Source organism: Bacillus sp. FSL M7-1345, assembly GCF_038006985.1.
Lineage (GTDB): Bacteria > Bacillota > Bacilli > Bacillales > Bacillaceae_G > Bacillus_A > Bacillus_A cereus_U.
Genome location: NZ_JBBOWG010000001.1, coordinates 1882623 through 1907186 on the forward strand (window position 1 = coordinate 1882623; position 24564 = coordinate 1907186).

Below are 24564 nucleotides of genomic sequence, written 5' to 3' on the forward strand. Positions count from 1 at the left end.
TCAACAAAGAGGTATTAAAATTTCACGTACCTGATGTGAATGTAAAAACCAAAATTTGAAATAAGGGGATTCCTTCATGGAGAGACAATTAACATTATTACCAGCAATCGATGACAAGAAAGTACAAAAGGAAGTAGTCAGCATCTTAAAGGAATACCGTGCATTAAAGATGCGATTCAATAATGAAGTGGAACAGGAAGGGATCAGTTTGTTTCCTGAGTTACGTGATTCAAGAGTGACGAGCAGGATGAAGGTGCAGCAAATAGAAAAGACATTAAACAATATCTTAGATGAAGATGAAAGAAACATCATTACTATGAAGTTCTTAGATAATAAACCAGTTAAAGATTCGTTCGTACAAAATGAACTGATGATGAAAAACTCATACTTTTACGAGAAGAAGAAGAGTGCCATTAAATTGATTGCTACTACATTAGGAATCATTTAAAAATGGTAGAGAAAATGTAGAGAAATAGCGTATTTTTTGGGGAGTTTTTGCAAATGAAATCAATGGTAAGCTATTCCTATAAACAGTTCTTTGAAAAGAGAATACGTTTTGGGGATAGCGTTCCCATTATAATAAAGTTACTCGGTGACGCGGAGGCTAGAGGGGATAAGAGCTTCCCGAAATTATTTGTATTTATCGATCAGCTCGGAATGCGTCCTCTGGGTTGATAATAAATATAAGTCTATTACTCTCTAGTATGTCGGTTCTTGAAAATGGAATGGGGGTGGTTGCTTATGATTGAGTGATACTTACATTAAATTTTAAGAACAATAATGTTTTACCAAGTACATCAGTAATTACTCACGATCTTTATTGATGTAGCGAGCAGAGAGCTTCCGCTTTTTGTTTGAGCTAACGTAGCGGAGCCTTCTCTCCGCCCCCTTGAAAATACGTTAGTCCAAACAAGGCGTCGGAAGAAACATATACGTCTTGGATATTATATAGATCCTTTAGATTTCGACATAGGCCAGCAAAGGTGAAAATGACATTAAGTAGCCGAAGTATTGAGCAAGCTCTACGGAGTGTAAACGAGAAGATTCTTAGTCTTCTCCCAGTCACCGAACACAGAGCGTGTAGCCATACTAGTTGATACGGCGGCTTGGAGAAGCCCGAGAGTATCTAGAATACCAGAGGCTTGAAGAGATATTTATTGCCATTTGTTATCTCTCTTCCCCTTTGAGGAGCTGTCACCTTTCGGTGATGGCTTTTTCTTTGTTATATAGAAATTACACATTAAACCAGTGAACATTCTAATCAGACAGGCATATAATGGATTCGTGGGACGAGTTATCATATGAGGTGAGACTTGGAGCACCATACTTATTTTTGAAGAGTATCTAATGGCAGGTACTCTTTTTTATTGCAGCTTTTGATAAGGACATGCATATATTGAATTGTGGGACAAGTTTTTCATGTCTCATTCAATACCCATAGGAAACTCCTTATCACATTAAGAGCACCCACGGCATGGGTGCTCTTTTAAATTTGAACAAAATGGACATTTGGATTAAAGGATATCTATATAAATAGGTAGAATCTAGTGATTTGGTTCACATTTTAATCCAAGGGGTACAAATTCGATGCGACGTGAAAGGATTTGTTGAAACAGTGGAAGGCGGATTTGCAAGCTGTTCAAGAAGAAAAGAGGCTGAAGAAGAAGGCTAAGAAAAACAACAAAAAATATAGCATTCCTGGTAATACAGCTGACTTCATGAATGGAAAGAATACTTATCGTAAAGAGAATGGGGTATGGAAGCAAAGAAATAAATAATGTGAGGATAAATGAGTTTGATTAAGTGTATAGCAATTATCGTAGGCGCTGCCGTGATTTGGGTGGCGTCTTGTTTGTTGTTAGGGAAAGATAAGGGATGAAATAGATTTGAAACTTAAAGATTAGATAATAATATTATTACTTTTAAATGCAGAAAGTAGACTAGTAAACAAGCCGTTTTTGTTTTTTAGCATAGAATATGATGAATCCTAGAGTTAAGAGGAGGTAATTATATTTATGGAATGTAATTGTAATTTCAGACGTTCCCGAGATTGTGATAGATTTTGGGATGATTTAATGTTCTGCAGACGCAGAAATAGAGATTGTGATGACCGTCGTTGTAGACGTGACCACGACTGTGATTGTGATAAGCGTAAAGATTGGTAAAGTCCTTTGAATGAGTGCGTTTCTTCACAGCACTTTTTTTTTGTTTATGGGTTTCCTAAATTTATACTTATTAAATACGAAGAATGTAGTTGCAATTCGATTTAAGAACTAACAAAATAAACGAACTCAACGAACGGAAATAAATGTTCTCTTTACCTGTCTAAAAGTTGACCTTCTTGTACAATTTAAATTTATAGGGTAAAAACTTTGTAAACAGATAGTTGTTAATGTCTAAAATAAAATTATATAATTCTTAAAAGAATGAAACCAGATTTTGTGTTTACAATATGTCCAAAAACAGTTAAAGTCTATCGGCAATTAGGAGTCCCAGCTGCTCATTTGGACTTTGGCTTTGAAGAAACAGCACACTACAAATCTCCTAAATCCTCAGAATACAATTGTTCAATTGCAGTTGTTGCAAATGTATATCCTCATATTTTGGGAAAATACCCTGATCATTTTAGAAGTCATGCTCTTAATGCCCTAATTCGACCGCTTTTGGAAAAAATATTCGTATTGATTTTTGGGGGAATAAATGGGATGAAATGAATCGTTTTTTTGGCATGGATATACCAAAAGACTGGATTCATGGCCCTATGCACTATTTAGAGACATATAAGGTGTATAACTCGGCAGATATTATAATAGGGTTACAAAATTATCAAGAGCTAATTACCCAAAGAACGTATGAAATTTTAGGATCGGGTGGATTTCTTCTTACGCTAGATACTCCAGGTGTTAAGAAGATATTTAGGCCAGGGAAAGATTTAATTACGGTTTCATCATCAAAAGAAACACTTGAAGCAATACACTATTTTTCGAATCATCCAAAAAATAAAGCGGAAATTCAAGAACGGGGGCGAATAACAGTACAGGAGCATACTTATCAAGCTCGTGCTAAACAAATTATAGATACACTAATTGAGCATAATATATTAATAGAAAGAGAAAAAACAAGTAAGCAAACAGGGAAAATGATGTATGTTACTGATTTAGAAGAAGACTATGAAATGTATACAATTGAAAAAGGAGGTTACACGGGATTTCAAAGGAATTCGGTGTATCTATTGAATCTTTAAAAAAATTAAATCATTTAACATCTAATATGATAGTAGAAAACCAAAGATTAGCAATAAGAAAGAAGAATATCGAATGGAATTTTTAAATTGCATATAACGAACTTTAAGAATTCTTAAGATTTGACTTTTATAGATTTCACCCCAGACCATGGGCACTTTTAAAAAGCGTCTGTCTGGGGTTATATTTTATATACGCATTTCACTTCCTTTTATAAAGAACCTAATAAGATGGGATGGATGAGAAGCAAAAATTTGGTTCATCACCGTAACATGGGGTTGATATTTTGCAAATGAATCAATTTTAGCACACTCTAAGTGTCCACTCAGAATGGAGTGTACATCTATCCAAATGTTACCCTGTCTTATGGTGATGAACTAAAAGTTTACATATTTTCTTTAGCATAGAATCCGTACAGTTGAATTTGTCTATATGACTTTTTCACTACAAGTATCCATAATAGTTGGAGAACCCCTGTTTCAACTGCTCTGTATTTAAATAAAGAGGATGCATACCATATATATCGTCCATATTCGGGATACTTAAAGGATTCCAATCAGGTTTGTCTAAGTTAGAGAAGAAAGGACAAATATCTAAAGAGGTGAAATGGATGCAAATCCTACTAATTCGTCATGGAAAATCTGAAGATGATTTTTTAGAAGAGGGTTATAAAGGATCTAATGATTTACAGTTAACAAAAAGGGGATTGGAACAAGTTGAAAAAATGTCTAGTTATATATCAAAGGAACTCTCTCCAGAACTTATTTGGTCGAGTACTCTATTGAGAGCAACTCAATCTACTGAAATTTTGAATAATGCTGTTAAATGCCCTGTAGAGTATCTAACTGAGTTATGTGAAATGCAGAATAGAGAGAGTAAACTAGACTTTAGATTACGTGCTGAGAACATCCTTGCAGCTGTTAGAGAAAGGGGGAAACAGTACAAACGAATTGCAATTGTTTCCCATGGAGGAGTGATTACAAAAATTATAGATAGCTTCCTTCGGTTACCGAAAGAACATGATGTGTGGTTCCATACTGACAACACAGGCATACATCTACTTGAATATAAGTCAAATTTCCGTATTATTAGGTTTAGTAACAATACCAATCATTTAAACTAAGACAAAAGTCAACTTCTGAAATCGGGAATTAAGTAACCTACTAATCATTTTTTTCATATTCATCATTGTAAAAAGATAAAAAGAGAACGATCGGAATGCCATTTGTATGGGCAACTGATTGCCATTCTACTCTGTTCTTCTACCATGTTTCAAATGCGGCAATTACTTCTTATGAAAAAGAAACGAGAACTGAGTGAATATAAGGCAATATATATGATTAAAGATTACTTTCTTCTTCTTTTCCAAGCTATACAGAAAGACACCCAAGAGCTATCAAAGATTCTAATTCGTCTGTTCAACCTCCTACAGCAAAACGAGCGAAAATCCCATCGGTATGAGAAGGAAACAGTCTTTGATATATTAGGTGTCGTTTACAATTGTATCATGTCTCATAATCAAGCGGCCTAATTCAAAAAATGAAACCCGATAAGTTTTATTTCACATATAAATCTTTAATTTCTCTACACATACCCTTTAAAAAAAGAAACAATCTCTACTATAATTGACATTGTATGAGCTTAAGTTGATAGCGATGTGTTTGTACACCACATCTATCAACTTAAGCATTTTATAACACACCTAAAACGAAAAAATGTGCATCTCCAGAGGAAGATGTACATTTTTTCGTTTTGGGACACTTGTTTCTCTTATCTTAATAGTGATGTGGTGAGACCTATTAATTGTAATCATCATTTTGATAATTGTTATCTAATCTCAGCACGCTTCCATATGAACGATATTATGTTTTTACTTATACTGAGGCTCTTCCTGTTCAATTTGCTGAAGTCGAGGATTTAAAGATTCAATAATTTCTTGAGTTTGTTGTGCTGCACCTATATATAATTGTTTTGCTTGCTTGTTATCAGTATCAAGAACAAATCCTTCTAGGCATGCTTGAGCACTCTTTAATCCAGCAATAGTTTGTTTAAGTTTAGTGATTACTGTCATGTAATATTCCTCCTTGTAAATGTACTTCAAAACATAGAATGCCTCTTTTGTTATCATAGTACGATTTCAAATTTTAGGGTTATGCGAATGGAGAATTTTACAGTTAATCATTCAAAGAAGAATTTTTTAGCTAATAAATGCATGGAATAGCTTTGTCCCAATAACAAAAGAAAAAGAGTACATATTTAATATGTACTCTTGAAAAAGGAAGTCTATAAACGTGATGGAATATTATATGTTTGTCGCGTTTAAAAGTTCAAGGAAATCAATAAAATTGTTATTTAGTAATAAATAGAAAAAACACATGTATTCAGCTCATGTTAAAATATGTACTTTCATATGAAGGGTAAGAAGAAAAAATAATTATGAAGCAAATATCATACGCCCTAACTTTATTTGTTAAATATCAAAAAACTATAAGGATGTATTCATGTAAATATTGGTAATGGAGAGGCTGACCAACAAAATCCTTATTTAATATTGAAATGAAAAAACATGTACAAAAATTGTACATGTCTATATAAGACCTATGCCTTATCTCTGTAAATATATGTTTGTTTTATGAAAATGTTGAGTACCTTTGAAAAATAAAGAGTACTTTAAAAGGTACTCAACAACTAATACTGAGGTGACTATGATTATTATATGTACGTTTCCAATGAATGAGCATTTTATTAAAAACCTTTAATTCATTATATTAAAATGCGCAAATAAATATCGATTGAGATCACACCTTATACCTAATCATAGTGAAAGTGACGAGTTCACATTATACAGAAAGGTAATAATTATAGTTTTTCGAAACATGAGATTAGCGAATGGGTTCAGATAAAATTTAAAAAATATAAAAGAGATCTTAGTGGTCTGAAGTCAAAAGCAAAATATTATCTTTAAAGAGAAAGTAACATCTTGATATGAAATTGTTTTTAAAAATCTTGATACAAAAAACATTACAAAAATAGTTATTCAAATAAAAATACATGCTGGTCTAGGTTACATATGTAAGTGATGAATCATAGAATGTGAGATGGGACTACTGCAAAATCAAGAAATACTTATTAAGGAGATATAAAATGAACAAATACTTTAATAAAAGAAAAATAAGTAGAAAAGATTTAGTGGAATATAAGCTCATTGGAGACGGAAAAGATGGAGAAGTATACCAATTAAGCCATGATAAATGCGTAAAAATATTTTTCCTGGAAGAAACTCAAAAAAAAGAGTTGAGAGCTCTAGTAATTGGGCAATCATCACCTATTATTCCAAGACTTTATGGATATGGAGAAAATTATATTATCATGGAGTATATACAAGGAATTTCACTTGCACGTCACTTGAAAAAAGAAAAACAAATTACAGAAGAACTAACTGAAAGGATATTAATAATGTTGGATGAATTAAAAAAGATTGGATTTACTAGGTGGGACACGGAAGTAAGACATGTGTTAATAAATGAAGAAGGTCAGTTAAAAGTCATTGACCATAAAAGAGCTTTTACTTCAAATAGTGAGGTTCCTACGAAGTTGTTAAAAGGGTTTAAGAAATTTGGACTATCACAAGATTTTCTGAACTATGTGAAAAATATACGTTCTTCTGTTTATGATAGATGGGCGGAACATCGATAAAAAACAGATTATCTTGTGTATAACGTTTTTATATTGAAACTTTCATTTGGCTTCTTAATTATTCCCTTGTAAAATTCATTATAAAAATGAATAAATATATATGTAAATCTTAATACAAGATTATTTTCTCTCTCTTTTTGCGGGCAGTACCCCCATCGTCATCAAGCTAATAAAGGCAAATACCCCCAAAATAAGAAAAATGGCATATAAGGTTCTATATTTCATGTTGCAAGCAAAGTAAAAGAACCCTACACAAAGCCGGATTCTCTTACAAATGTATTCGTTTATAAAAGGCTTCACTAAAGGAATTGAGCCTGAACCACTCAATTCCTTTTTTATGTTATAACAAATGAATAAAAATTTTCAATAAAGGAAATTCCTTTTTGTCTTAAACTTAATTACAAATTGAAATTTTGAAGCAGAAGAATAACAGAACCACTCAAGGTGTTTTCTTAATCTCGCATTGCCCCTGCCTCTCGGGAAGTCATTGCCCCTTGTCCTTCACTTACATCTTTTTGGATTTCTTGCTTTACTTTGTTTGCATCAGTTCCAACAAAATCAGGTTTCAAAATAGAACCCGAATTTTCTTTAGCTTTGTTATGATTTAGCATACAAGTCCTCCTCAATTTCTTGTTTAACGATCTTATTATTTACAAAATTCATTTGGTATATCCCGAGTAGTTGAGCGAATTTTACGTAAAGTAAAAGGGATTTAAATTGTATAAGTGGTTTCTTATTTTAGGAATAGCCATTAGTCGGATTTTATAACTTTTCGCTTACATTTTTGATAACATTTTCAATAGATTGGCACATATAAACTGAAAAGCCCCTCCGGTACTTCTGAAGGGACACATTAATATATTCATTGTTATCAGCTATTTATAGTTCTATTTGGTGAGAGTCTCCCTGAATATACATACATATACTCAACAGTGACAACATAATACCCACAACGAAAGTCATAGGATTATCTTCTTTTTCCTTGTCAAAAGTAAAGAAAGTTACTATACAAAAAATAATTGTGAATATGGGCATGATTACAAATGCGTAACCGAATATAAATGAAACTCCACCCATAACCATCCCTATTAGTCCATATAGATTTTGGGTTGGAATTTTTTCTATAAGTTCCCTCTCATAATCAGATATGCCTTCATAATCATCTTCTTTCCATTTGTTCTTTAGTTTATTAAGAAAATTGATTGTTTTTTTGAAAAACTTCATTGTTTACACTCCTAGAGATTACATGAACGCTACGGTTTATTAAGTTTTCTCCTCTTTATTTTAACAGTAGGTACATTTGCTTTTTCTAAATAAAAACTATTCATTAGTCTAAACCATTACATAAGTAAAGTAGAAAAATAAGAATAGAAGATTGAAATTTTGTTTAAAACGTGGAAGTCATTTTTTGAAATTGATGAATGTAAAAATATTAAAAGAGAACGCCTAGAGTGTCATTTATATGGACAACTCATCGGCATTCTTCTCTGTTCTTCTACGATGTTTCAAATACGACAGTTTCTGCTTGAAAAGACAAAGCAGGAACTGAGTGAATACAAAGCGATTTATATGATTAAAGATTACTTTCCTTTACTGTTTCAAGCGATAGCCGCTGGCACAGAAGAACTTTTGAAAATTCTGCATCGTCTTTATCTGTTGCTCAAAAAGAATGGTCGTAAATGTCATCGGTATAAGAAGATGACCGTCTTTGATATTCTAGGGATTGTGTATAAAACGACGGTGAAGCATAGACAAGCTGCCTAGCGAAAAAATCACGTTTTAATAGGCTTCTTTAGCATGCCTACTTTTCTATCAATTGCTAGTTTTAAAACAAGGATCGTTTCATATCTAGTAATTTACTCGGTTAGCTTGATGGGCATGGGGTAGTACCCCTTATATCATAAAATTGTTGGGGGAGTAAAGAAGTTAGGGCGGAGATAGACTGGCAAGGGTATGAAAAGATGGCAAACAATGAAGCGGTATTTCCGCTAATGCCAGTTTCTTTTTGTAGCATCATTCATACATTAGGATTAGGTCGTATAGGGAGGGATAAGAGTTATGAGAGAGTGTGTTTTAGTTATTGGTGCTCACCCAGATGATGAGTTATTAGGATCTGGAGGGACTTTAAAAAGATTAGTGGAGAATGGCCATCGGGTTATTTCAATAATTATTGCTTCAGGAAGAAGGGAGGAAGCGGATCGGATACATCAACTAGGCAAGGATGCAAATAAAGAGATTGGTATTGAAGAAGTGATATTCCTCAATCATCCTAATTTAGAATTGGAATTAATTCCGTTGCATCAATTAACGAAAGAATTAGAACAATTAATACAGAACTATAAACCAAGTAAAATTTTCACCCACCATTATGGAGATGTCAACATTGATCATCTAATTACCTTTCAAGCGGTTTTGACCGCAACGCGACCTCTACCTAAACGAAATCCGATAGAATTAATTACGTTTGAAACGGTTTCCTCTAGTGAGTGGAATGTCTATACAAATGATAAAGTTTTCAAACCTAATTATTTTGTTAATATTACAGATCAAATGGATTCAAAGATTGCGGCGCTCAAACATTATGATGTAGAAATGAGAGATTTTCCTCATCCTCGTTCGTATGAAGGCGTTCAGCATTTAGGAAGGGTTAGGGGTATGACGATTGGCGTACCATACGCTGAAGCGTTCGAAGTGATAAGGAGGATCTGGCAATGAGAAATGAGAGTATGTTTCCGTATTCCTATTTAATCGAAGCGATGGATAAATATTTTGGAATGCATTCACCTTCATCACCTAAAAAGAAAGATGCAACGAGAGAACGATATGTAAATGCAAAGCCAAAGGTGACTTCAAAGAAAAGAAGACTTTCTATATTAATTGCTACGTTTTGGGATTATCCTCATACGGGGGGGTTATCTAATTATATTACAGCACTTAGAGAAGGTTTAAAAAAATTGGGCCATAAAGTCGATATTATATCTCCTAATCAATTTCTTACGAGCGAAGTAAGAAACATGCGTAAAAAGGTTGTTCCAGAATTGAAAAATTTCTTTTCTGCACGTTATGGAAGCTATAATACCACGATTTTGAGAAATTGCAGACGTATGTATATCTACGAAATGATGTTGCTTAAAAATATCAACTTAAAAAAATATGATGTTTTTCATGCGCAAGATTTGTTTACAGCCAATATATTGGGAAGAATCAATCGACTTTATAAGAAACCTTTGCTATTTACACCCCATGGGATGTTTACTTTTAACCGGGTGAAATTTGGTATATTTGAAAAAGATTCACTAGAAGAAGCCTATTATAAAACATTAGAAAGTAAAGCTATTGAATTTGCCAATCATCTTATTATTCTCAGTGATTCATTTCGTCAACCGTTAATGCAACTGGGGGCAAAGCAAGAGGAAATGACAACTGTGCTTACGGGTATTGATTATCCTGAGAAGTATGATGTAAAAAATACATTGGCACAGAAAAAAATCGTTATTACATGTGTGGCGAGATTAGGACCAAGAAAAGGTCATAAAGTATTATTTGATGCACTTTCACAGATGGAAAGGAAATATACTGAAAACATTAAGGTGCTTATTGTCGGAGATGGCGAGATGAGAGATGCGTTAGAAAAGCAAGTTGCTTCTTTGAATCTTTCCATGGTGGAGTTTTTAGGGGAAAGAGATGATGTACCAAACATTTTAAGTAAAACCGATATTTTTGTACTTCCAACTCTAAATGATAGTCTGCCTATTTCTATTATTGAGGCCATGCATAGTGGAGCTTGTGTCATTTCGACAACATCGGGAGGAATACCTGAATTAGTGCATCACGAGAAGACAGGTATTCTAGTAGATGTAGGAGATGTAAATAAACTAAAACACGCATTAAAGTTCGTTATTGAAAACCAGCAAGATCGGGAGAAGTTAGGTGAAAATGCCAGAAACTTCGCTAAAAAATATTTAACTAGAGAGACAATGATAGCTCATATCGAAAAAATCTACAAAGATATTTAAGTGAGGAAGGATTCTATGTATCATGAACACAGTGCAGTTGTACTGGACTTAAGTGCCAATGGAGTTGGAATTATTAGAAGTTTAGCGAGAAAAGGAATTAAAGTTTATGCGTTTGATGTAGAGGGGCCTTATAAGATAGGGAGATCACGCCTTGCTTCATGTGGAGTATGTCCAAGTCCTTTATCGGAAGAAAAGGAATTATTAACTTTTTTAATCCACTTGGCTAAAGAATTAAAATTGAAACCAGTTTTGTGTACAGGTGCGGATGATTATGTGGTATTTATTTCAAAATATCGAGCGGAGCTGTCTGACTACTATTTATTTTTGTTTCCTGAGCATTCATTAATTGAAACAATACTAGATAAACATAAAATGTATGAACTGGCTGTGAAGCATAATATTCCATGCCCGAAAACATATGTGATTGAACATAAAGGACAGTTAGAAGAAGCAATATTGAACCTCGGTTTTCCATGTATATTAAAGCCGACTTTGGGCCATAAGTTTCGAAAAAAAATAAATAAAAAGGCTATATTTATAAAAGATCCAGATCAACTAAGAAATGAGTATGAATTGTACCGACAGCATGGAAAGCTCATCGCTCAGGAAATCATTCCTGGAGACAATCAGCATTTTTATAAAGTGGCTACTTTTTATGACGACAATATGGAGCTATTAGCATTATTTTCTTTGCAAAAGAACCATCAATTTCCAGCTGACTTTGGAACAGGAGCTCATATTGTTAGTAAACAGATTCCAGAACTAGTGGATGTATGTTTACCTCTTTTTAAAAAAATACAACTTAAAGGTATTGGCATGGCAGAGTTTAAAAAGGACCCGCGAGATGATGTTTATAAGTTTATTGAAATCAATCCCCGTTTTTGGTTAACTCATAGCCTAACAGAATCTGCAGGCATCGATTTTGCTTATATGTATTATTTATATCTAACCAAGCAAAACCCAGCGCCAAGACTTAAACAAAGAGACGGTATCAAATGGATTTATCTTGTGCGGTATTATTTAACTTTCCGTGACAAGAAAAAAAGAGATGAAATGACATGGCAAGATTTTTATGAAGGCTTGCGAGGAAAAAAAGAGTTCGCTCTTTTTGCGTGGGACGATCCGATGCCATTTATTAGAAGCGCATGGTCTCATTTGAGGAATGCATGGAAACGAAAATGAAAATGAAAGGAATGAAATCATTGTATGAAGCAAAAGAATTATCCTATTATTTAAAGAAGTTTAGAATTTCAGATAAAATCTCTTATTCAATGGGTGAAAGGGTAGCAATAGATCCTGCTAAAATTGAATGTCTGAAATCAACAACAAGAACTAGTATCTACAAATTATTTCTTCGAAAAAAAATGAAAAACTATCCCATTATTTTAAAAGTATATAATTCAACAAGCTACAGAAATGAAGTAGAGATTCAAGTATATGAAAAAGCGTATCCGATATTGAAAGAGTTTCTTCCTCAAATATATTATATTGAAAAAAAAGGAACTGAAACCTGGATATTCATGGAGTTTGTCCAGCAAGTACGCGGCCAGATTACTTTCTCCCCAAAACATTTAGAACATATTATCCCCACTGTTGCCAAACTTCACGCACACACATTTGAAGACAATTTGAAAAAATATAAAAATATTTGGAATGAATGGCTCCCCATTTATGAATCAAGCAAAATGAGAAGTGGTCGATCTAAATACATTGGAAGAACGATTACTTTTCTTGATGATGCAGTGCAAGACGATAGGGTAAGTGAGACCATTAAACCCTATCATAAATCGCTAATAAAACTGTGTCAGAAGGGACCAGATTTTTTTCCAGAATTATTTGAAAACGGTTCATCTATAACACATGGAGACCTTCATATGCAAAATATATGTAGTAATAATGTGACACTAGATGCTCCATGGAATATTCAGTTTATCGATTGGGAGTCTATTAAATACGGACCCGTCTGGTTTGATATGGTTGTTTTAGTCGAAATATTATTAGGCTTTAGAAAAGATTGGCAGAGCAATGCAGAAGAGATTCGCACGCATTGTGTGAATTTATATACAAAACAAATGCAGAAGAATGGGATTGAATTTAAAACAGCTCCAATTGATCTTTATAAAATGGCGTATTTGCAGAGAACATTAGAAAAGGGGCTGCATACTCAGTTACGAAGAATATTCAATAACCGTTCTGGTTGCGAATTATTAGCATATCATCTTGAAAAAGTTTCAATTTGGGGAGAAGAATTAGGTTTATAGAGGATAAATCTCCCTTGTATCATTAGAAGAGTTAGGATTTGACACTCCCACCCCTAAAGGGGCCAGCTGACTAACATCAGTGGGATTCTTGCTACCAAAGGCGAAGTCCATTTCTGGTATCGCTGACGTGCAAGATTGCGGTGTGCCATCACCACTCCCACAACAGACCATATAGGTTCGTGGGCTACGGTACTGTGACCATACCGTACAGATTGTTGGTTCTCAAATGTTTTTACGTCTTTTGCATGACGACTTAATACATTTTACGGAGTAGAAGAATTTGCTACCCCAACCTCATATGTATTCTGTTTTCAGAGAACAGTCGTTTTAGAGTCTTTTGCATGACTATGAATAAAGTATATCATGTTTTGCTACGCAAAAACGATACTTGCATCCCACGTCTAAAGACGGACTAAAGTCCTGCGTGGGCTTTCCCGTATCGTAAATTCTGTAATACTTCTGATTGCAATAAAGGAAGAGTGAAATAAATATATCAAATATAGAACTGCAATTTGGATTTGGCAGGAGGCACATCTATAGATTTGGAAAAAGATGTTTAGAAAAGGACGAATTTGAAATGATAATGGGCTATAGAGCTCTAATCCCTTATAAAAAATTACCGTAGGGAATCTTTTCCGATGGTAATTTTTTTTCGATGGCTTATATTGCAAAGGAAAATTTTTTAGGTGCTTTTAATTTATTAATCAATACGTATCCCTAGATAAGAGAAATGATAATAAATTTGTATTTTAATAGAAATAGTAAATATAATGTGAATGATCCAATTATTTATATCAAACCTCATGTTCGTTCAATTAGTAATAACTAATCATGGACAACTAATTCAATCCTTATTTAATGACTTAGACTCCGATACAGCACATGAGCCAACATTAAAGACTGATATAGGAGTTACCATCATTGATGAGGCCCATGAATTTCAAGAAGCATTTATGAAAATAATCGAAAGAAAGGTTAACATGCCTCAATTAAAATCAATAACTAATACGATTAAAAGAAAAATGAAAAATGGAAAAACTCAGTGCAATAGCTATTAAATTGGATACATACATTAAAAAAGAACACCCAGATATAGATAACGGTAAACCTTTAAGAGGTCGAGATGAAGGCGATCCTTTAGGATGTGCCCATTATGATTGCGAATGGGATACTGGTGATCTTTTTGGAGAAGTCAAATATGTTTATAATAAAACTGATGAATCGGATAATAAATAATACACATAAAGAAAAGACACCCATATAAGAGCATAGCCATCAACTTTTTTTACAATCATTGAGTAAAATCCTGTATTTTGGGCATACTCAAATAGAACTTCCCTTGGTTCATATTTTATGAAGCCACTGGAAGTTGCTCCGTTGATATCTCTATTAAGCCTAGGATTTCAAACGGCGTTGTTTTTCGGTACCGCCGCGCTTTTTTCCCATTCTTACTAATATCTTGAAAGAGCCTGCTAAGCACTGAAACAGGATGTTGGAAAGTACAAAAAAGTGTGGTGTGTATTTTTTTCAGATAGATTTGCACCATATAAGCGCATTTAAGCTCACTCATTTCTTTTCTATGTTTCTCCCATAAAAGTCTCCGCATTTGATAGGTCGTGCTTGCGACTAGACATAATCGCAAGAGTTGGCCATATAAGTGACATTGAAACCGTTCTAGTTTCATCCGTTTGTTTACATGAATGCTAAATATAGATTTCCATGTTTTGAATACAATTTCTACTTGCCATCGTAAAGAATAAAAAGCGTAAACCTCTGTGGCTGGCAATATTTCTGAAGGAGCGTTGGTAACTAATAAGTTTACGCAACTTGCAGCTTTAGGCATCTTTTTCTTCATTTTTTTATGATGTATCAACCGTTTATCCCATTCGTTTTGTGTTAAACGGTATAAGATGAGTCGAGTTCGATGCTTGTGCTTCAATCCGATATATACCTCTGGCAATTCTAGCGTCTCTCCTTCTTGTAATTTCTTCGTTAAGGTTTCTATATGTAATAAAATCCATTTCCCATCTTCACCCTTTTGGTACACTTGCGTGTTCCAACGAATTCTAGATATATAGTAAGCCTCGCGTAGTGAGATATTCTCTAAATCACCAATATCATGATATCCAAGATCGCGAAGTACAAGATCTCCATTTTGTAAGGTCTTCGTGCGTTCTTGCCCATATTTTGCGTCGTTACTAGTAGCGTGATCTACCGTCATGCCTAGAAACTCTCCTGAAAGTAGCTCATATTCCAATTGAATCTTCACACCAGCCTCAGAACCTCCACCCCCAAAGCATTTATAAATTTCGGCATAGGAAGAAGGTAGTTGAAAGGATGTCGAATCTAAAATACGGATTCGTGTAAAGCGACTGGATAATGATGTGGAGGAACAAACTTTTTGCCGGAAGGCATACAGAAATAACTTTTTAAGGAATACCACAGTTCGTGCATTCCAACGCTTATTAAGCGCTTCGGCTGAGATACAAGTTCCTGTGGCTTCATTTAATTTTGTGCAGAGACTAACTAAAGACTCAGAACTGATTGTTTGACCCAAAAATACACAGAGTGATACAAGGTCTTGTGCCTGAAATTTTCGTTTTCGTTGAATCATACCTGTTTGATACGCAAGTTCTTGTAAGTGATGGATAGAAAATTTATTTCGAAATTCTTCACCCAATATGCGTAATTCCTCAACTAATATGTTGTTGTTTGTAGACATAAATTAAAACACCCTTTCATGCAGTACTGCATGAAAGGGTGCCCTAATTTTATTATTTTATTCATTTTCTTAAGTTGATGGCTATGCACCCTAAGGTGTCTTGCTTCGACTTGAACCATCTAAATTTTAATAATATGTATGGACTCCCATCCAAATATTATTTTACCATGTTAAGTTATATTGTTCATTGAGAAATATAATAAAATTTAATTAGACATATTTTTGCTACTTACATTATAAAGATCCACTTGCTTATTTATGCTGGTTGTCTGTGTTAGGTCGTTTTGTAGTCCATGCAGCGATTAACAAGAGAAAAATAGCAGTGACGACACCTAAAAGTCCTTGTTGGAGCCACATAGATAATGCGAAATTTGAGCCAATAGCTAGAAAAATAAGCATTACTGTGTATTTATTGAATTTCATTACGAACAACCTCTCAATGGAACTATATTTAAGGGGATTTTACCATAGATTTAAGGAGGATATTTCATAAATGGAGCAGGTTATACAAGAGTTTTTTTCTCCAAATAAAAACTATAAGGTTCAAATCATTAAAAGAAAAGATGGTCTATATACAACAGAAGCCTATAGATGGATGGAGGATTGTGGGTATGAATTTTGGAGTTATATATCACAAGGATTGACTTTGATAGATAGTGAGGAACATGCGTGAAAGATTGCTATGGAACAACTAAAAGAATGTTCAAGAGAAAGGTTTTAAAAATACGTTATTCCATCTGTGAAATTATAGGAAAGTATGATGTTTTATTATTGGTGAAAGAATACAAATATTTTGTAAGTGAACCTAGTATTATTTATTTCAATAGTCATTGAGAAAATATTAAAAAATACTTTAGTAAACATAAAGCGACTGCAAAATCTACTTTTAGTGTATATTTTGCAGTCGTTTTATTTGAAAAAATAAATTACTTGTAGATGTATGAAGTGGTTATAAATAGTTCAATATGAGTATATTGAAACATTAAATATGCAGTAATCAAACAATAAGAAGAGAGTGGTAAAAACTCTCCTTTTTATAGAACTGCAAAGTTCGCACGAAATACTAATTCAATACGAACTTGTGTTCGTATATTTTTTCTGTTATAGTATATATGAGGTGATTTTTATGGATTACAGCAAACAACGTCAAAAATCCGTACATCGTAAAAAATTATACGAAAATTTAAATGAAATGCCATTTTACATAGAAGAATTTGTGGAGTACAAAGAATTGCATGATGCCTCTCCCTCCACCCTACTGAATTATGTATATGATTTTAGAGTCTTCTTTAATTGGCTATTATCTGAACAAATTATTGAATTTAAGCCCATTAAAGACATATCTTTCTCTGATTTGGAGAATTTAAGGAAAAAAGATATTGAGAACTTTATGAGGTTTCTAAAACTACAATAAAACATGCAAAATTCCTCTGTTAACAGAAAAATTTCAGCTTTAAAATCTTTATTTAAGTATCTTACTTCCCTTTCAGAAGATGAAGATGGAGAATGCTATCTTTATAGAAATGTAATGGCTAAAATTGAAATACATAAAGATAAAGAAACATTAAACGCCCGTGCGAAGCGTATGAGATCTAAAATATTCCATAATGATGACGATCAAGAATTTTTAAATTATGTTAAGTTTGAACATGAAAAAGCTTTAACAAAACATCAGTTGTTCTATTTCCTAAGAGATAAAGAGCGTGATGTAGCTATTCTCTCTCTCTTTCTTGGTAGTGGTATTCGTGTAAGTGAATTGGCCGATCTTCGTATGGAAGATATAAACTTAAAAGAAAGACTAATTGATGTAATACGAAAAGGAAACAAAGAAGATTCTGTATGGATTACCCCAATTGCATTGAATGATCTTGAGAAGTATATGGAAATTAGAGATAACAAATATGCTCCGGGGAAAGAATTAAAAAATGTATTCTTATCAAAGTATAAACATACTGCACAGCCTCTTTCAGTCAGGGCTATCCAAGAGGTTCTGGTGCAAAAACTTTGAAGTAGATGAAAATGGTCTATCAAACTTGGAAATACTGATAGTACTACTCTATAAAAGGTGTGTGATCAGTATGGAAAAGGAGAATTTATTTAAGTGGAAACATTATCAACCAGACATCATCTTGTTAACTGTACGTTGGTACCTACGGTACAACTTAAGCTTTCGTGATTTGGTGGAAATGATGGAGGAACGAGGGTTATTCCTGGCTCATACAACTATTATGCGATGGGTACATCAATATGGACCGGAGTTTGATAAACGAATTCGACGTTATCTCAAACAAACGAATAACTCATGGAGAGTGGACGAAACATATATAAAAGTAAAAAGACAATGGATGTATTTATATCGTGCTGTTGATTCTGAAGGAAATACGATTGACTTTTATTTGAGTAAATCTAGAAATCATAAGGCTGCAAAGCGATTCTTCAAGAAAGCCTTGCGGTCTTTTCATGTCTCAAAACCTCGTATCATCACGGTTGATAAGAACCCTGTTTATCCAATTGCTATCGAACAGTTGAAGAAAGAAAAAAGCATACCAACAGGCACCAAAATCCGAAGGATAAAATATTTAAATAACATAGTAGAACAAGATCATCGTTTTATTAAAAAACGTATACGCTCTATGTTGGGATTTAAATCATACAAAACATCAGCCTCTATATTGAGTGGTGTTGAAGCCATGCATATGGTCAAAAAAAAACAAATTGATTTGCAGGACCAGTCTGTCAAAAATCAGAATATTTTTATCAACCAGCTGTTTGGATTAACTGCTTAACAGGTGATTCCGTTAGGAATCCTTGATTCTTTTTTATTTATCATCTTTTTGCACCAGAACCGAATTTTCTTACATTGTATCATTCACTTTTTTGCTTTACTAATAAAACGCCTATACGAAAAATTTTGTCTATTCGTGTTACAATGACTAATATGAACTGGATGGGAGGATAACATATGTACCAGGCTTATTATGAAAGTGAACTAGGTTTGCTGGAAATTACAGCGAATCAAGAAGGAATTACGTCTGTTATATTTGTTGATGAGCGACAAGAAGAAAATACAAATGAAATGATAGAACAATGTATAAATGAGTTAGATGAATATTTTAAAGGAAAAAGAAAAGAGTTTACAATCCCGCTGTCTGCTGAGGGAACAGCATTTCAAAAAAATGTATGGGATGCGCTCTATACTATTCCGTACGGCGTAAGTGCTTCATATCTAGATATTGCAGAGAAGGTTGGAAATACGAAAGCTGTACGAGCGATAGGAGGAGCAAATAGTCGTAATCCCATTTCAATTATTGTTCCGTGTCACCGCATAATAGGAAAGAGTGGAAAGCTTGTAGGGTATGCGGGTGGTTTATGGAGGAAAGAGTGGTTGTTAAAACACGAAGGTATTTTGAAATGAAGTGTGGAAGGAAAGAGGGATTGTTTTGGAATGTATAAATTGTGGGCAACCTTGCGTGAGTAATCAGTTGAATTGTGCAAATTGTCAACGAAACTTGCACAATGAACAAGGTGAAGAAAGCTCGCTAATAGATAAAGAATTAGAAGTATATGTAGGGAGACAATATCCATATTACAAAAGAAAATGGGATCTTGAAAATAAGCGAATTGCTAGGTGGAGTTGGAATGGATGGGCTACTATTTTCAATGTAGGTTGGCTAGGGTATCGTAAGTATTATTTACCTGCTGCTTTATTTATACTGTTATTAGTAGCATGTGATGCATTTTCTTATTATATGGGGTTCAACGTAGCATTGCCAATCATTAATATGGTGCCTCTCACGTTTTTATTACTCGTTTTTATACTATTTGGGATGGGGATTTTTGCGAATGGATTATATTATCAATTTGCAGAAAGGCGTATATATAGAATAAAAGCACGGGGAATTAAAGATGAATCGGTTGAAAATTATCTCATTCGTGATAGTGGCGGAACAAGTAGAATGGGAGCGACAATCGTTACTATTTTAGCAGTTGCTAGTATTTTTTTCAGTCATTTCTTTTTTCCGACTGATCGAGATATTATACAAAAAGTACGTACAAGTTCGCTTTATGAATATCCGTTCTTTTCGATTGGTGAATCGTTTGAAAGCTATTTTCAAAATTCAGGGTGGATATATTATCGTGGTTCGGAAGGTATGGAATTAGTAGAATTTCAAGGATACAGCCCAGGGATGCCAAGACAAAAAGTTACAATTCAATTTATTGTTGATTATAAATTGAGTGAAATTGAGCCATACTCCCTTACGATTAATGGTGAATCTAAAAATGAAGAAGAGTTTTTGAAGATGATGGAAGAAATATTCAAGGTTCAAAATCCGTTTGAAATAGAGGATGGATTGCAAGTAAAAATGATAGAAAAAGAAGCGGATGGAAAGAACTCTCTATCTGCTTCTTTTTTATTTGTGAAAAATAATATTTGAAATAATCTGAATCTTTTGTATAATAATATATATTATACTGGCTTTCATTTATACATATAGATTGGGGGAAGGAAGAATGAAGAGAAAGGTAACAACGATTGCTGTAGTCGCATTATCGACTAGTGTATTAGTTGCAGGTTGCGGAAATGGGGAGAAGGCATCTACAACGAAGAAAGAAGCAGGTAAGGGAGTAGCGGATAAGCAAGTATTAAATTTATTAGAAACAGCAGAAATTCCTTCAATGGATACATCAAAGTCAACAGACTCTGTATCATTCCGGGCCTTTGTAAATGCAATGGAAGGGTTATATCGTTTAGATAAGGATAATAAGCCAACGCCAGGTATGGCAAAAGATGTGAAAATTAGTGAAAATAAAACAACATATACATTTGAATTACGAGATGCAAAGTGGTCTAACGGAGATCCAGTTCGAGCACAAGACTTTGTATATGCTTGGCAACGCGCATTAGATAAAGCAACTGCTGCTGAGTATGCATTTATTTTATTCGATGTGAAAAATGCACAGAAAGTAAATAAGGGAGAATTACCGTTAGATCAATTAGGAGTTAAAGCGAAGGATGATAAAACGTTAGTAGTAGAATTAGAACAACCAGCACCGTATTTCCTTGAGCTTACTTCATTCCCAACATTTTTCCCTTTAAATGAAAAATATGTGAAAGAACAAGGGGATAAATACGCATTAGAAGCAGATAAACTATTGTACAATGGACCATTTACAATGAGCGAATGGAAACATGAACAAAGTTATCAGTTAAAGAAAAACCCTAATTACTGGGATAAAGATACTGTAAAGTTAGAAGAAATTAATGTAAGTGTTGTGAAGGAAACGAGTACAGGAGTAAATCTATACGATAGTGATCAAGCAGATCGAGTTATTCTAAGTTCTGAATTTGTTGACAAATATAAAAAGAGTAAGCCAGGTGAATTTAAAACGAAGCTAGATCCACGTATGTATTTCTTGCGCTTTAATCAACAAAATGAAATATTTAAAAACCAAAAAGTTCGTGAAGCAATTGATTTGGCATATGATAAAAAGGGAATTGCAAATGTTATTTTAAATGATGGCTCATTACCAGCATATTTCTTAGTCCCTGAAAAATTTACGACAGGGCCAGATGGAAAAGACTTCCGCTCTGTAAATAAAAATTTCCGTGATAGTAAAGATAATGCAGCGAAAGCAAAAAAATTATGGGAAGAAGCAAAGAAAGAACTTGGTCAAGATACAATAACAGTGGAATTCCTAAATGATGATAACGGTAGCCGTAAAAAAGTGGGCGATTTTATTAAAGAAGAGTTAGAGAAAAATTTACCGGGTCTAAAGGTGAATTTAAAACAACAACCATACAAACAAAAATTAGATTTAGAGAAGAAGTTACAATATGAATTCTCGTTATCTGCATGGAGCCCAGACTATCCAGATCCAATGACTTATATTGATATGTTCATTACAGGAAGCTCATTTAACGAAATGGCCTATTCTAATCCGAAGTATGATGATTTAGTAGCGAAATCAAAAGGAGAACTATTAAAAGATGACGCAGCACGCTGGAAAGCACTTGCAGAAGCTGAAAAAATCTTGATTGGTCAAGATGCTGCAATCTCACCTGCGTACCAGCAAAGTACAGCTTATTTAGAGAAGCCGTTTGTAAAAGGTATTGCAAATCATACGTTTGGTGGGGACTTTAGTTATAAATGGGCGTATATTACAAAAAAATAGTACAATAAAAGATGAGTGAATTTTCACTCATCTTTTATTGTATAAGGAGGAGCTATAGTTGTTAAGGGGAATCAATCATCTTTGTTTTTCAGTTTCAGATTTAGAAAAATCTATTATATTTTACGAAAAAGTACTAGAAGGAGAGTTATTAGTTAAAGGGAGAAAACTAGCGTATTTTAACATATGCGGAGTATGGATAGCGCTTAATGAAGAGGCACATATTCCGAGAAATGAGATTCATCAATCTTATACGCACATTGCATTTTCTGTTGAACAAGAAGACTTTGAACGCCTACTGCAGCGATTAGAAGAAAAGGAAGTTCATATTTTACAAGGAAGAGAACGGGATGTGAGAGATTGTGAATCTATATATTTTCTAGATCCAGATGGTCATAAATTTGAGTTTCATTCAGGGACATTGCAAGATCGTCTAAATTATTATAGGGAAGAGAAACCTCATATGACATTTTACTAAGGGGGGGGGGAAGCAGTTGCATGTACTTGTAATTGGTGGAACAGGAATGCTAAAGAAAGTTTCTATGTGGCTTTGTGATCAAGGGTTTCATGTTTCTATTATTGGGAGAGATGAAGTGAAATTAGAAAGTGTTAAGCGAATGAGTTCTGCACCAGAAAATATTACATGCCTTTCGTTAGATTATCATAATGATGACGATGTAAAGTTAGCTATTAAAAGTACGATTGAGAAAAATGGTCCAATAACATTAGTTGTCGCATGGGTACACTCAAGTGCCAAGCATGCGCTATCAAACATCTGTAAAGAACTAGATTTGTCGTCTGAAACATATAGTTTATTTCATATTTTGGGCAGTAAAGCATCGCGTATGACCGCATCGAAAATAGGTGGTACACAATGTAATTATCACAGAATTATATTAGGTTTTATGTTAGAAGGTACATACGGAAGATGGCTTACCAATGAAGAGATAGCGGATGGGGTTATAAAAGGGATTGAAAGTAAACGAGCGGAATGGATTGTAGGGAGAGTAGAACCGTGGGAATTACGACCAAAATGGTGAGGGGGAATAAGAAATGAAAACAACTGTCTATGTAACAAGGCATGGTGAAACGGAATGGAATGTAGCGAAACGAATGCAAGGACGGAAAAATTCAGCTTTAACTGAAAATGGTATGTTACAAGCGAAACAATTAGGGGATCGAATGAAAGATTTATCGATTCATGCGATCTATAGTAGTCCGAGTGAAAGGACCCTTCATACTGCGGAGTTAATAAAAGGTGAACGTAATATACCTATTATAGAGGATGAGCACTTCTATGAAATTAATATGGGTATATGGGAAGGACAAACAATCGCGGATATAGAAAAGCAATATCCAGAAGAAGTACATTTATTTTGGAATGAGCCACATCTTTTTCAGTCAACATCAGGAGAAAATTTTGGGTCTGTTTATAAAAGAGTTATTAAAGGGATACAGCTTCTATTAGAAAAGCATAAAGGAGAAAATATATTAATTGTTTCTCATGCGGCAGCGGCGAAATTACTTGTAGGACATTTTGCGGGTATTGAAATTGCAAATGTATGGGATGATCCATTCATGCACAGCGCGAGTCTTAGTGTGATTGAATTTGATGAAAATCTTGGTAAAGTAAAACAATTTGCAGATATAAGCTATTTTCAGTAAACGTAAAAAAGGCCGCAATGCGGTCTTTTTTGGTGGGTATAAAAAACTAGCAATTACGCTTTTTATACCAGAAGTGATCGAATTTTTTATTTTTGCAAGAAGAGGACTTGTGTCCGCTATCTTTGCAATCATTCCATTTACGCCCTGTTGTACATTTACGCCCTGTTGTACATTTACGCCCTGTTGTACATTTACGCCCTGTTGTACATTTACGCCCTGTTGTACATTTACGCCCTGTTGTACATTTACGCCCTGTTGTACATTTACGCCCTGTTGTACATTTACGCCCTGTTGTACATTTACGCCCTGTTGTACATTTACGCCCTGTTGTACATTTACGCCCTGTTGTACATTTACGCCCTGTTGTACATTTACGCCCTGTTGTACATTTACGCCCTGTTGTACATTTACGCCCTGTTGTACATTTACGCCCTGTTGTACATTTACGCCCTGTTGTACATTTACGCCCTGTTGTACATTTACGCCCTGTTGTACGTTTACGTCCTGTTGTACATTTACGCCCTTTTGTACATTTACGCCCTATTGTACATTTATGATGAGAGAATTTATCATCATCGCACTCAAAATTACTTGGATCTTGATATAAGAAATCCTCCATCCCTGCACTTTTGATTTCTTCAACAGCTTTTCTAATATCACGTTTCATAGAAATCCTCCTTATGGTGTATTAAATTGAAAAGGTATTCTTTTTCCTTAACATGATATGAGATACGGTTTCTTTCTGAACAGGACAAGAGTGTAATTTTATATAAATGGATGATAGCGGATGT

The 24564-nt window shown here is 34.1% G+C and carries 25 protein-coding genes and 3 pseudogenes; 22 read left to right on the forward strand and 6 right to left on the reverse strand.

Annotated features, from left to right (window positions below; all coding sequences use genetic code 11):
* Positions 1 to 76 precede the first annotated feature (76 nt).
* From MHB76_RS09790 to MHB76_RS09820, 6 genes and pseudogenes are all read left to right on the forward strand, one after another.
* A complete protein-coding gene (locus tag MHB76_RS09790) occupies positions 77 to 448 on the forward strand; it encodes an ArpU family phage packaging/lysis transcriptional regulator (RefSeq protein ID WP_002158191.1) in 372 nt (123 codons plus the stop codon).
* A 53-nt stretch (positions 449 to 501) separates the two neighbouring features.
* Complete coding sequence (locus MHB76_RS09795) at positions 502 to 675, forward strand: hypothetical protein (RefSeq protein ID WP_002158190.1); 174 nt, start codon at positions 502 to 504, stop codon at positions 673 to 675.
* Between the two features lie 932 nt (positions 676 to 1607).
* Complete coding sequence (locus tag MHB76_RS09800) at positions 1608 to 1778, forward strand: hypothetical protein (RefSeq protein ID WP_176108048.1); 171 nt, start codon at positions 1608 to 1610, stop codon at positions 1776 to 1778.
* A gap of 932 nt (positions 1779 to 2710) precedes the next feature.
* On the forward strand, positions 2711 to 3244 hold the full coding sequence (locus MHB76_RS09805; RefSeq protein WP_254866028.1) for a glycosyltransferase family protein: 534 nt from the start codon (positions 2711 to 2713) through the stop codon (positions 3242 to 3244).
* Positions 3245 to 3852: 608 nt separating this feature from the next.
* Positions 3853 to 4365, forward strand: a complete 513-nt coding sequence (locus MHB76_RS09815) for a histidine phosphatase family protein (RefSeq protein ID WP_242476408.1) — start codon at positions 3853 to 3855, stop codon at positions 4363 to 4365.
* 48 nt (positions 4366 to 4413) lie between these two features.
* A pseudogene (locus tag MHB76_RS09820) lies at positions 4414 to 4773 on the forward strand (IS4 family transposase); the annotation flags it as partial.
* Positions 4774 to 5112: 339 nt separating this feature from the next.
* Here the strand turns inward: MHB76_RS09820 and MHB76_RS09825 are convergent.
* Positions 5113 to 5313: a DUF1657 domain-containing protein gene (locus MHB76_RS09825; protein WP_070142656.1), complete on the reverse strand. Its 201-nt coding sequence runs from the start codon at positions 5311 to 5313 to the stop codon at positions 5113 to 5115.
* 1073 nt (positions 5314 to 6386) lie between these two features.
* Between MHB76_RS09825 and MHB76_RS09830 the strand changes: the two genes are divergently transcribed.
* A complete protein-coding gene (locus MHB76_RS09830; RefSeq protein WP_002158184.1) occupies positions 6387 to 6938 on the forward strand; it encodes an AarF/UbiB family protein in 552 nt (183 codons plus the stop codon).
* A 452-nt stretch (positions 6939 to 7390) separates the two neighbouring features.
* On the opposite strand, the gene MHB76_RS09835 is transcribed toward MHB76_RS09830, so the two are convergent.
* Both MHB76_RS09835 and MHB76_RS09840 read right to left on the reverse strand, forming a co-directional pair.
* Positions 7391 to 7549, reverse strand: coding sequence for a hypothetical protein (locus tag MHB76_RS09835; protein ID WP_002158183.1), 159 nt, complete (start codon positions 7547 to 7549; stop codon positions 7391 to 7393).
* A 268-nt stretch (positions 7550 to 7817) separates the two neighbouring features.
* On the reverse strand, positions 7818 to 8162 hold the full coding sequence (locus MHB76_RS09840) for a DNA translocase FtsK 4TM domain-containing protein (protein WP_002158180.1): 345 nt from the start codon (positions 8160 to 8162) through the stop codon (positions 7818 to 7820).
* Between the two features lie 147 nt (positions 8163 to 8309).
* Here MHB76_RS09840 and MHB76_RS09845 point away from each other — a divergent pair.
* The 6 genes and pseudogenes from MHB76_RS09845 to MHB76_RS09870 all read left to right on the forward strand — a co-directional run.
* Positions 8310 to 8702 (forward strand): annotated as a pseudogene (locus MHB76_RS09845) (IS4 family transposase); the annotation flags it as partial.
* 294 nt (positions 8703 to 8996) lie between these two features.
* The gene (locus tag MHB76_RS09850; protein ID WP_002158179.1) at positions 8997 to 9653 is read left to right on the forward strand and encodes a PIG-L deacetylase family protein; all 657 of its coding nucleotides are present in this window, start codon (positions 8997 to 8999) and stop codon (positions 9651 to 9653) included.
* Complete coding sequence (locus MHB76_RS09855) at positions 9650 to 10954, forward strand: glycosyltransferase family 4 protein (RefSeq protein WP_002158178.1); 1305 nt, start codon at positions 9650 to 9652, stop codon at positions 10952 to 10954. The genes MHB76_RS09850 and MHB76_RS09855 overlap by 4 nt, the downstream gene beginning before the upstream one ends.
* Positions 10955 to 10969: 15 nt before the next feature.
* Positions 10970 to 12136 (forward strand): carboxylate--amine ligase, encoded by a 1167-nt coding sequence (locus MHB76_RS09860; protein ID WP_078175230.1) that lies wholly within the window; start codon positions 10970 to 10972, stop codon positions 12134 to 12136.
* Complete coding sequence (locus MHB76_RS09865) at positions 12121 to 13215, forward strand: phosphotransferase (protein WP_078175229.1); 1095 nt, start codon at positions 12121 to 12123, stop codon at positions 13213 to 13215. The genes MHB76_RS09860 and MHB76_RS09865 overlap by 16 nt, the downstream gene beginning before the upstream one ends.
* A 1029-nt stretch (positions 13216 to 14244) precedes the next feature.
* Positions 14245 to 14451, forward strand: a complete 207-nt coding sequence (locus MHB76_RS09870) for a hypothetical protein (protein ID WP_002158174.1) — start codon at positions 14245 to 14247, stop codon at positions 14449 to 14451.
* 115 nt (positions 14452 to 14566) lie between these two features.
* Here MHB76_RS09870 and MHB76_RS09875 read toward each other — a convergent pair whose 3' ends face one another.
* A complete protein-coding gene (locus MHB76_RS09875; protein ID WP_139358325.1) occupies positions 14567 to 15937 on the reverse strand; it encodes an IS4 family transposase in 1371 nt (456 codons plus the stop codon).
* Positions 15938 to 16189: 252 nt separating this feature from the next.
* On the reverse strand, positions 16190 to 16360 hold the full coding sequence (locus MHB76_RS09880) for a hypothetical protein (RefSeq protein ID WP_002158172.1): 171 nt from the start codon (positions 16358 to 16360) through the stop codon (positions 16190 to 16192).
* 70 nt (positions 16361 to 16430) lie between these two features.
* Here MHB76_RS09880 and MHB76_RS09885 point away from each other — a divergent pair, with 70 nt between their 5' ends.
* The 9 genes and pseudogenes from MHB76_RS09885 to MHB76_RS09925 all read left to right on the forward strand — a co-directional run bounded on the left by MHB76_RS09885 (position 16431) and on the right by MHB76_RS09925 (position 23773).
* Entirely contained in the window at positions 16431 to 16610 is a 180-nt protein-coding gene (locus MHB76_RS09885; protein ID WP_078173792.1) for a hypothetical protein, read from the forward strand.
* Between the two features lie 453 nt (positions 16611 to 17063).
* A pseudogene (xerS, locus tag MHB76_RS09890) lies at positions 17064 to 17930 on the forward strand (tyrosine recombinase XerS); the annotation flags it as partial.
* Positions 17931 to 18015: 85 nt separating this feature from the next.
* Positions 18016 to 18723 (forward strand): IS6 family transposase, encoded by a 708-nt coding sequence (locus tag MHB76_RS09895; protein WP_002158169.1) that lies wholly within the window; start codon positions 18016 to 18018, stop codon positions 18721 to 18723.
* Positions 18724 to 18899: 176 nt separating this feature from the next.
* Positions 18900 to 19352: a methylated-DNA--[protein]-cysteine S-methyltransferase gene (locus tag MHB76_RS09900; protein ID WP_002158168.1), complete on the forward strand. Its 453-nt coding sequence runs from the start codon at positions 18900 to 18902 to the stop codon at positions 19350 to 19352.
* A 25-nt stretch (positions 19353 to 19377) separates the two neighbouring features.
* On the forward strand, positions 19378 to 20373 hold the full coding sequence (locus MHB76_RS09905; protein ID WP_002158167.1) for a DUF2628 domain-containing protein: 996 nt from the start codon (positions 19378 to 19380) through the stop codon (positions 20371 to 20373).
* A gap of 76 nt (positions 20374 to 20449) precedes the next feature.
* Positions 20450 to 22111 (forward strand): peptide ABC transporter substrate-binding protein, encoded by a 1662-nt coding sequence (locus MHB76_RS09910; RefSeq protein WP_078173791.1) that lies wholly within the window; start codon positions 20450 to 20452, stop codon positions 22109 to 22111.
* A 58-nt stretch (positions 22112 to 22169) separates the two neighbouring features.
* Positions 22170 to 22586, forward strand: a complete 417-nt coding sequence (gene fosB / locus MHB76_RS09915; protein ID WP_002158165.1) for a FosBx1 family fosfomycin resistance bacillithiol transferase — start codon at positions 22170 to 22172, stop codon at positions 22584 to 22586.
* Positions 22587 to 22602: 16 nt separating this feature from the next.
* Positions 22603 to 23148, forward strand: coding sequence for a short-chain dehydrogenase (locus tag MHB76_RS09920; RefSeq protein WP_078173790.1), 546 nt, complete (start codon positions 22603 to 22605; stop codon positions 23146 to 23148).
* 13 nt (positions 23149 to 23161) lie between these two features.
* Positions 23162 to 23773: a phosphoserine phosphatase 1 gene (locus MHB76_RS09925; protein WP_002158163.1), complete on the forward strand. Its 612-nt coding sequence runs from the start codon at positions 23162 to 23164 to the stop codon at positions 23771 to 23773.
* Positions 23774 to 23819: 46 nt separating this feature from the next.
* Here the strand turns inward: MHB76_RS09925 and MHB76_RS09930 are convergent, their stop codons facing one another.
* Positions 23820 to 24440, reverse strand: coding sequence for a CotG/ExsB N-terminal domain-containing protein (locus tag MHB76_RS09930; protein ID WP_340986339.1), 621 nt, complete (start codon positions 24438 to 24440; stop codon positions 23820 to 23822).
* Positions 24441 to 24564 lie beyond the last annotated feature (124 nt).

What these genes read in the sequence shown, in the direction of transcription:
- MHB76_RS09830 (WP_002158184.1), top strand. Translation starts at nt 6,387, where the DNA reads ATGAACAAATACTTTAATAAAAGAAAAATAAGTAGAAAAGATTTAGTG.
- MHB76_RS09795 (WP_002158190.1), top strand. Translation starts at nt 502, where the DNA reads ATGAAATCAATGGTAAGCTATTCCTATAAACAGTTCTTTGAAAAGAGA.
- MHB76_RS09790 (WP_002158191.1), top strand. Translation starts at nt 77, where the DNA reads ATGGAGAGACAATTAACATTATTACCAGCAATCGATGACAAGAAAGTA.
- MHB76_RS09885 (WP_078173792.1), top strand. Translation starts at nt 16,431, where the DNA reads ATGGAGCAGGTTATACAAGAGTTTTTTTCTCCAAATAAAAACTATAAG.
- MHB76_RS09925 (WP_002158163.1), top strand. Translation starts at nt 23,162, where the DNA reads ATGAAAACAACTGTCTATGTAACAAGGCATGGTGAAACGGAATGGAAT.
- MHB76_RS09900 (WP_002158168.1), top strand. Translation starts at nt 18,900, where the DNA reads ATGTACCAGGCTTATTATGAAAGTGAACTAGGTTTGCTGGAAATTACA.
- MHB76_RS09835 (WP_002158183.1), bottom strand. Translation starts at nt 7,549, where the DNA reads ATGCTAAATCATAACAAAGCTAAAGAAAATTCGGGTTCTATTTTGAAA.
- MHB76_RS09860 (WP_078175230.1), top strand. Translation starts at nt 10,970, where the DNA reads ATGTATCATGAACACAGTGCAGTTGTACTGGACTTAAGTGCCAATGGA.
- MHB76_RS09850 (WP_002158179.1), top strand. Translation starts at nt 8,997, where the DNA reads ATGAGAGAGTGTGTTTTAGTTATTGGTGCTCACCCAGATGATGAGTTA.
- MHB76_RS09875 (WP_139358325.1), bottom strand. Translation starts at nt 15,937, where the DNA reads ATGTCTACAAACAACAACATATTAGTTGAGGAATTACGCATATTGGGT.
- MHB76_RS09865 (WP_078175229.1), top strand. Translation starts at nt 12,121, where the DNA reads ATGGAAACGAAAATGAAAATGAAAGGAATGAAATCATTGTATGAAGCA.
- MHB76_RS09895 (WP_002158169.1), top strand. Translation starts at nt 18,016, where the DNA reads ATGGAAAAGGAGAATTTATTTAAGTGGAAACATTATCAACCAGACATC.
- MHB76_RS09805 (WP_254866028.1), top strand. Translation starts at nt 2,711, where the DNA reads ATGAATCGTTTTTTTGGCATGGATATACCAAAAGACTGGATTCATGGC.
- MHB76_RS09880 (WP_002158172.1), bottom strand. Translation starts at nt 16,360, where the DNA reads ATGAAATTCAATAAATACACAGTAATGCTTATTTTTCTAGCTATTGGC.
- MHB76_RS09825 (WP_070142656.1), bottom strand. Translation starts at nt 5,313, where the DNA reads ATGACAGTAATCACTAAACTTAAACAAACTATTGCTGGATTAAAGAGT.
- MHB76_RS09855 (WP_002158178.1), top strand. Translation starts at nt 9,650, where the DNA reads ATGAGAAATGAGAGTATGTTTCCGTATTCCTATTTAATCGAAGCGATG.
- MHB76_RS09840 (WP_002158180.1), bottom strand. Translation starts at nt 8,162, where the DNA reads ATGAAGTTTTTCAAAAAAACAATCAATTTTCTTAATAAACTAAAGAAC.
- MHB76_RS09930 (WP_340986339.1), bottom strand. Translation starts at nt 24,440, where the DNA reads ATGAAACGTGATATTAGAAAAGCTGTTGAAGAAATCAAAAGTGCAGGG.
- MHB76_RS09910 (WP_078173791.1), top strand. Translation starts at nt 20,450, where the DNA reads ATGAAGAGAAAGGTAACAACGATTGCTGTAGTCGCATTATCGACTAGT.
- MHB76_RS09870 (WP_002158174.1), top strand. Translation starts at nt 14,245, where the DNA reads ATGGAAAAACTCAGTGCAATAGCTATTAAATTGGATACATACATTAAA.
- MHB76_RS09815 (WP_242476408.1), top strand. Translation starts at nt 3,853, where the DNA reads ATGCAAATCCTACTAATTCGTCATGGAAAATCTGAAGATGATTTTTTA.